Below are 6,878 nucleotides of genomic sequence, written 5' to 3' on the forward strand. Positions count from 1 at the left end.
TCAGACCCAGAGACCCGACCCCATGCGACGGCTACGCGTTCAGGGATGGCGGTGGCGGCTGCTGATCCTCTCGATCGGCGGCGGGTTGCTGGCCGGCCTGTCGCTGGCGGACTGGGATTTCGCGCTGATTCTCAAGAATGCCGAGAGCCGCTACGGCAACCTCGGACCGGCGCGCGAACGCATTCTCGACTGGGAGGCGTTGCTCAAGAGCAGCGCGGCGCTGACCGAGGCCGACAAGCTCAACGAGGTCAATCGCTTCTTCAACCGCAAGTTCCGCTTCGTCGACGACATCAAGCTGTGGCGCGAGAACGACTACTGGGCCACGCCGGTCGAGGCGCTGGTCAAGGGTGCCGGAGACTGCGAGGACTACTCCCTGGCCAAGTACTTCACCCTGCGCCGACTCGGCATTCCCAGCGAGAAGCTGCGCATCACCTACGTCAAGGCCCTGAACTACAACCAGGCGCACATGGTGCTGACCTACTACGCCAGCCCGACGGCCGAGCCGCTGGTGCTCGACAACCTGATCAACGATATCCGTCCCGCGTCTCAGCGCAAGGACCTGCTCCCGGTGTACGCCTTCAACGCCGAAGGGCTCTACCTGCCGGGTTCGAACGCCCGCAAGAGCGACTCGAAGAAGCTCTCGCGCTGGCAGGACGTCCTGAAAAAAATGCGTGCCGAGGGCTTCGCCGTGGGCGAAGGCTAGGAGGAAAGACATGTCTCTACTCAAGCAACTGTTCCTGGCCATCTGCCTGTTCCTCGTGGTGGCCTTCACCGGCAGCTTCGTGGCCAGCGTCGAGACCTCGCGCGAGCAACTGCTCAGCCAGCTGCGCTCGCACGCCCAGGACGCCGCCACCGCCCTGGGGCTGTCGATGGCACCGCATGTCGACGACCCGGCGATGCTCGAACTGATGGTCAGTTCGATCTTCGACAGCGGTTATTTCGCCAGCATCCGCGTGGTCGACATCGCCGACGGCAAGGTGGTGGTCGAACGCAGCAACGACGCCCGGCCGGAGAACGTTCCGGGCTGGTTCATCGATCTGGTGAACCTGCAACCCGAGGGTGGCGATGCGCTGATCATGCGCGGCTGGGAGCAGGCCGCGCGGGTCGAGGTGCTCAGTCATCCGCAGTTCGCCCTGGCCAGGCTCTGGGACAGTGCCATCGGCAGCCTGCTCTGGCTGCTGCTCTGCGGCCTGGTCAGTGCCATCCTCGGCGGCTGGCTGCTGCGCACGCAGCTGCGTCCGCTGGACAACATGGTGCGTCAGGCACAGGCCATCACCCGTCGGGAGTTCCTCACCCTGCCGCGGGTACCACGCACGCCGGAGCTCAAGCGCGTGGTACTGGCGATGAACCAGATGGTCGACAAGCTGAAGACGCTGTTCGCCGAGGAAGCCGCACGCAGCGAGAAGCTGCGCGCCGAGGCCTACCAGGACAGCCTCACCGGACTGGCCAACCGCCGCCAGTTCGATATCCGCCTGAACAATCAGCTGGTGCAGAGCGAACAGAATGCCGAGGGCTACCTGCTGCTGCTGCGCGTCAACGATCTCGCCGGCCTCAACCAGCGCCTGGGCGGACAACGCACCGACGCCCTGATCGAGGCGCTGGGCGAACAACTGCGCAACCTGTTGAGCGCCCCGGGGCGCAGCAAGTGGCTGGCGTCGCGCAACCGTGGCGGCGAATTCACCCTGCTCGCCCCGGGCCTGAGCGGCGACGATGCGGACCACCTGGCGAACGAGATCAGCGACGCGCTGCACAGCCTGAAGCAGACCGGTGCCAGTGACTGCGAGCCAGTCGCGCACCTGGGCATCGCCGCCTTTCGCCCCGGCGAGCAGGCCACTGCGGTCCTCGGCCGCGCCGATCAGGCCCTGGCCCAGGCGCAGAGCCACACGGACAGATGCTGGGCACGCCTGGACGACTTCACGGCGCAGAGCAACCAGGGCCTGCACGACTGGCGCGGCTGGATCGACGACGCGCTGAACCAGGGCAAGCTGCAGCTGTATTTCCAGCCGGTAGCCGAATGCCACGGCGGCACGGTGATGCAGTACAAGGTACTGGCGCGTCTGCTCGATGCGCAGGGCGAGGCGATCACTGCCGGCCGCTTCCTGCCCTGGATCGAGCGCCTGGGCTGGTCAGCGCGCTTCGACCTGGCGATGCTCGAACACAGCCTGCAGCACCTGGCGCGACATCCCAGGCCGCTGGCCCTGAGCCTGTCTGCGGCCACGTTGCGCAACGCCACGGACAAGGCCCGCCTGCTGGAAGTCCTCGCCCGTCATGCCGAGCTGGCGCACCTGATGACGCTGGAGATCGACGAACACTATCTGCCGCCGCCTGCCGAGCTGGAGGCCCTGAGCCAGAGCATTCGGGGGCTTGGCTTCAACCTGGGGCTGCAGCACTTCGGTGGTCGTTTCAGCCTGATCGGCAACCTGACGCACCTGGGCCTGGCCTACCTGAAGATCGACGGCACCTACATCCGGGCCATCGATCAGGAAAGCGACAAGCGGCTGTTCATCGAAGCCATCTATCGCGCGACCAACAGCATCGACCTGCCATTGATCGCCGAGATGGTGGAAACGCAGGGAGAGCTCGCGGTGCTGGCGGAACTTGGCATCCACGGGGCCATGGGCCGACTGATCGGTGCGCCCACCCCCTGGAGCGATCGCTAGAGACCGGCGCCCCGGTCAGACGCAGCGGCATGGCCCTCGTGCGCTGCGGGGCCGGGAATCAGACCAGATGGTGCTCGTCGTCGCCGAGCAGGCCGCTGAGACCTTCGATCTCGGCACGGGCGATGGCACGCTGGTCGAGCTTCTGGCGCGCCGCTTCAGGCAGGTCCGTGTAGCGAATGACGCCGCGCTCCACCAGCACGCTGACGACGTCCTCGAGTACCCGCACCAGCTCCAGGTCGGATTGTTTCAGGCTATCCAGGCGGGCCTTGACCTCCTCCTTGGCGGCCAGCCAGTTGTGCAGTTCCTCGCTTTCGACTGCCAGGTTTTCCGTCATGCCCTCGAAGGGTTCGTATTCGACTCGCAGCAAACGCCCGGCGGCGTCACGCTGTACATAGACCATGCCTGCTCTCTCCCGGCCAAAAAAAACCCGCTACCTGAAAAGGTAGCGGGTCGATCATATAAGTGAAGGTCAGACCGTATCTACATTTAAAGTACCGTCATTGAGCATGGCCAGGATCACGCTACCGGTATCCCCCCCGGCACCGTATCCACCCACGCCGCTGTCACCCAGCAGGTTGACGTCCTGCAACACGATGGTCTGATCCGGGCTGCTGAAGTCGCCCGTGCCCATGGCACTGATCTTGATCGTCGTATCCCAGGCCGAAGTCCCCTGGCCGGGCAGCTCACTGGAGGTGATCTGCAGGTAGTCGAGCAGGTTGCCGATATCGCCGGCGGAGCCACTCTCTCCGACCAGCAGGTCGGAGAGATCCAGGCGATCACCGTCGCCCCCCGCGTTGAAGTTGCGCACGAAGTTGAGCACCGTATCGATACCCGTGTCGCCGTTGAGCCAGACGAAGGAGTCCTGGCCACTGCTGTTGACCAACGACCCACCGCTCATGGTGTCGTTGCCGCGACCGCCGATCAGCACATCGTTACCGCCGCCACCGTACAGCGTGTCGTTGCCCAACAGGCCGCCGAGCACGTTGTCCTGGTTGCCGCCAACGAGAGTGTCGTTGAAGTTCGAACCGATCAGGTTCTCGATACTGCTCAACTGATCACCCGAGGCCCAGCCACTCACGCTACCGCCATTGGCGTTGCCGAAGTTGCTCAGTGTGATGTTCACCCCACTGGTGGCATCGATATAGCTGGCCGTGTCATTGCCATCGCCACCGTTGAGCGTGTCGCTGCCCGTACCGCCTACCAGGATGTCGTTACCGTCACCGCCATTGAGCGTGTCATTGCCGCCATTGCCGATCAGGATGTCGTCACCGCTGTAGCCGTTGAGAGTCCTGCCGCTGTCGCCATCGATGAGTATCTCGTCGAGGAAATCACCGTCCAGCGAACCGCTGGTGTCGACATCGAGGATCGTCACCTTGGCCTGTGCAGTCTGGCCTCCGGCCTGGCTCTGGTAGACGAAGGACTCACCATCGCTGGCCGACGACACCGCGACCGAGGAACTGCCGTGGACTGCCGTCAGGCCTGCAGTCGAGACGATGCTGGTGATCGCCTGGATCGAGCTGTTGGGCCCACCGTCATTGGCCAGCAGGGCCCAGTCCGGGATGTCGAAGCTGCTGCTGCGTGCGATCACATAGTCATCGCGCGCCACCATCGGGCCGTCCGCCGGATCGACCGTGATGGTCAGGTTCGCCAGGCCGCTCTGGTCGCCATCGTTGTCGATCAGGATGAAGCCGACCTGCTGGGTGGTGCCGCTACCCACGTTGGCGGCAGACACATAGCTGTACTCGCCCGTCGCCATGTTCACCGAGAGCATCGCCCCGGCGGCCAGGACCAGATTCAGGGTCATGCCATTGACCACGCTGCCGTCCGAACCGGTGATGGTCGGGTTGACACCGACATTGAAGGTGTAGGTCACGCCATTGACCACCACCGACTTGACCCGCCCGCCATCGGCACCGAAGCCATTGACGCCGTCGGTCAGATTGCCGCTGATCGGTGTCGCTTGCGCGGTCTGGACCAGAACATCTTCCAGATCGGCGAAGTCGTTCACCGCGATGGCGTTGGTGTTGCTCCCTGAAGTGCCATCGTAGGCAATCGGATCGAGCTGATCGTTGTTGCTGTAGTTGCCGGGCGGGTTGTCATTGACCTCTGCCGCCGGTCCCATGCCCAGGGCGTAGGACTGGATCTGCTGGGCATTGAGGAAGTCGATCCATTCGGCCTCCTCGGCGGGGTTGATACCCGCGCTGCCATCCGGCTGGTTCGGCACCCCGTCCGACAGGAAGTACGAGACGTTCTGCAGCGGCTCGCCCGGGTTGTCGGTGAGCGTCAGCTTGCCAGCCGACTGCCAGGCACTCATCGCCGTGTCCAACGCGGCATCGTAGTTGGTCGTCGCACTGTTGGAGGATTCCGGGAAGCCGATCACCGCCGCCTTGGCCGCATCCACCGTCATCCAGGTGGTGCCGTAGGCAGCCGCGCCGCTGGCGAATGTCACCAACCTCACCTTCACGTCACCCATCGCCTCGTACTGCTCCAGCAGTTCGAGCACCGCCAGCTTGGCAGCCTCCAGGCGCGACAGACCGCCGAAGTCAGCCGAGCTGTTCATGCTGCCGGAAACGTCCAGCACCACCAGCAGGTTGGTGTTGACGTCGCCGGACGCCTCGCGGCTCTGGCTGAGGTTCTGGGCCAGTGGAGAGTCGTCATCCACGGAGATTTCCAGCACACCCTCGGCCGGTGAACCATTGCCGTCGACCATCTGGTAGTCGAACTCGAAGTTCAGGTTGTTCTCCACGCTCCCGGAGCCTGGGGCCGGATGGTCCAGAGGCTCGAACAGCTGGAACTGGAAGCCACCCGTTGCCGGATTGGTGAGCGTCACGGTGAACACCGGCTGTCCGCTGCCTTCGATCTGCGCGGTCAGCACCTGGCCGTTGCCACTGACCACGTACTCGACCGTCTGACCACCCGAGGTGATGCTCGGCAGGTCGTCCGTCAGCCAGGTGAAGCTGCCGAAGCCATCGCCACCGTAGTCGTAGCCCAGACTGCCGGTCACCGTGGTGGCAGCCCCGGCATCGTCCTCGACGCCACCGATGATGCCGCCGGACAGCCCTTCCTCGTCGACCAGGTCGAACGCGTAGCCGCCAGTCGGCGTGTCATCGACGAAGCAGACGTCGAGCTGCGTGCTCACCGTATCGTTGTCGCCGTCGACGACATCGATCTGGAAGGACAGGTCGAGGTCTGGAGGCAGGAATGTCTGCTCCAGGGTGATTTCCTGAATCCGATAGTCACCGTCATTGGAGCCGAAGGTCAGCTTGATGAAGCCATTCAACAGCGACGCTGCCGAACCGGTGGTGAAGTCGGAATCGGCCAGGTTGAAGCTGAACAGCGAGCTCTCGGAGCCCTGGCCGGTGTAGGTACCCGCCGCCACCAGGACGTCGTTGCTGTCATAGGCCTGCCAGAACAGCTCGTCACCGGAGGACAGCTTCTGCACATCCACCTCCGCCGAGTAGACGGTGGTGCTGAAGGTCATGTGCAGCTCTTCGCCGACGTCGATGAGGTTGTTGCCACCGACACCGACCCCCTGTGTGGACGGATTGACCAGGCCGTTACCCGTCAGGGTGACCGCAAGGCCCTCGCCACTTTCCACGTAGAAGGACGGCTGCGGCTGCCCCGCAGAGATACCCGTCAGGTTGAAGTCGGCGGTGGTGACCGGACGCGAATTGACGATCTCCAGCTGGTAGTTGTTCCCGTTGCCGAGCGCATCGGGGTCGTCATACACGGTGAGGATGAAGAACGTCTCACCGCTGGCGTCACCCACCGTTGCGGTCAGCGTCGTCACGCCGTTCAGCTTGACCACGGTATAGAACAGGCCATCCGCGGTCGGCCCGCCATTGGCGGAGAGGTCGAAGCCACCGCCATCACTGCCGTAGTCGGCTTCGATGACGCCTTGCGTGACATAGCCGTTGACCTCCTCGACTTCGGCGCATTCGGGCGGAGTCACGGTCGGGCCGTCGTCGTCGAAGGTCAGGATCGAGCCTTGTTCGTCAGCCAGTACCAGGGTTTCCGAGGCGGTGACCTGGTCGCCGTCGCCATCGGTGCGTACCACTTCGTAGGTCAGGCCCAGGCTGGCACCGTCGTCACCGAGCAGCAGGTTCAGTGCTTCGTCGAACGTGGTGGTGGTGCCGTCATGGCGGATCGCTTCGTACAGGGTGGTCTGCAGTTGCGGACCATCGAGCGTGTCGATGATTTCCAGGCGGAAGACCACGT

General features: G+C 64.1%; 4 protein-coding genes. 2 read left to right on the forward strand and 2 right to left on the reverse strand.

All coding sequences use genetic code 11. The annotated features are described in order from the left end of the window. The first annotated feature begins 22 nt into the window (after nucleotides 1-22). Together lapG and lapD are read left to right on the forward strand one after the other, a co-directional pair. Complete coding sequence (lapG, locus tag EPK82_RS23400; protein ID WP_134678203.1) at nucleotides 23-703, forward strand: cysteine protease LapG; 681 nt, start codon at nucleotides 23-25, stop codon at nucleotides 701-703. Nucleotides 704-713: 10 nt separating this feature from the next. After that, nucleotides 714-2,660 carry a cyclic di-GMP receptor LapD gene (gene lapD / locus EPK82_RS23405; protein WP_134678204.1) on the forward strand — a complete coding sequence of 649 codons (1,947 nt, stop codon included), beginning with the start codon at nucleotides 714-716 and terminating at the stop codon, nucleotides 2,658-2,660. 58 nt (nucleotides 2,661-2,718) lie between these two features. On the opposite strand, the gene EPK82_RS23410 is transcribed toward lapD, so the two are convergent. Further along, nucleotides 2,719-3,060, reverse strand: a complete 342-nt coding sequence (locus EPK82_RS23410; protein WP_037054237.1) for a hypothetical protein — start codon at nucleotides 3,058-3,060, stop codon at nucleotides 2,719-2,721. A gap of 69 nt (nucleotides 3,061-3,129) precedes the next feature. Then, nucleotides 3,130-6,878 (reverse strand): type I secretion C-terminal target domain-containing protein (locus tag EPK82_RS23415; RefSeq protein ID WP_134678205.1); only part of this gene is annotated, 3,749 nt, incomplete at its 5' end.

The sequence above is a fragment of the Ectopseudomonas khazarica genome, from assembly GCF_004521985.1.
In the GTDB taxonomy this organism is placed as follows: Bacteria; Pseudomonadota; Gammaproteobacteria; order Pseudomonadales; family Pseudomonadaceae; genus Aquipseudomonas; species Aquipseudomonas khazarica.

What these genes read in the sequence shown, in the direction of transcription:
- lapG (WP_134678203.1), top strand. Translation starts at nt 23, where the DNA reads ATGCGACGGCTACGCGTTCAGGGATGGCGGTGGCGGCTGCTGATCCTC.
- lapD (WP_134678204.1), top strand. Translation starts at nt 714, where the DNA reads ATGTCTCTACTCAAGCAACTGTTCCTGGCCATCTGCCTGTTCCTCGTG.
- EPK82_RS23410 (WP_037054237.1), bottom strand. Translation starts at nt 3,060, where the DNA reads ATGGTCTATGTACAGCGTGACGCCGCCGGGCGTTTGCTGCGAGTCGAA.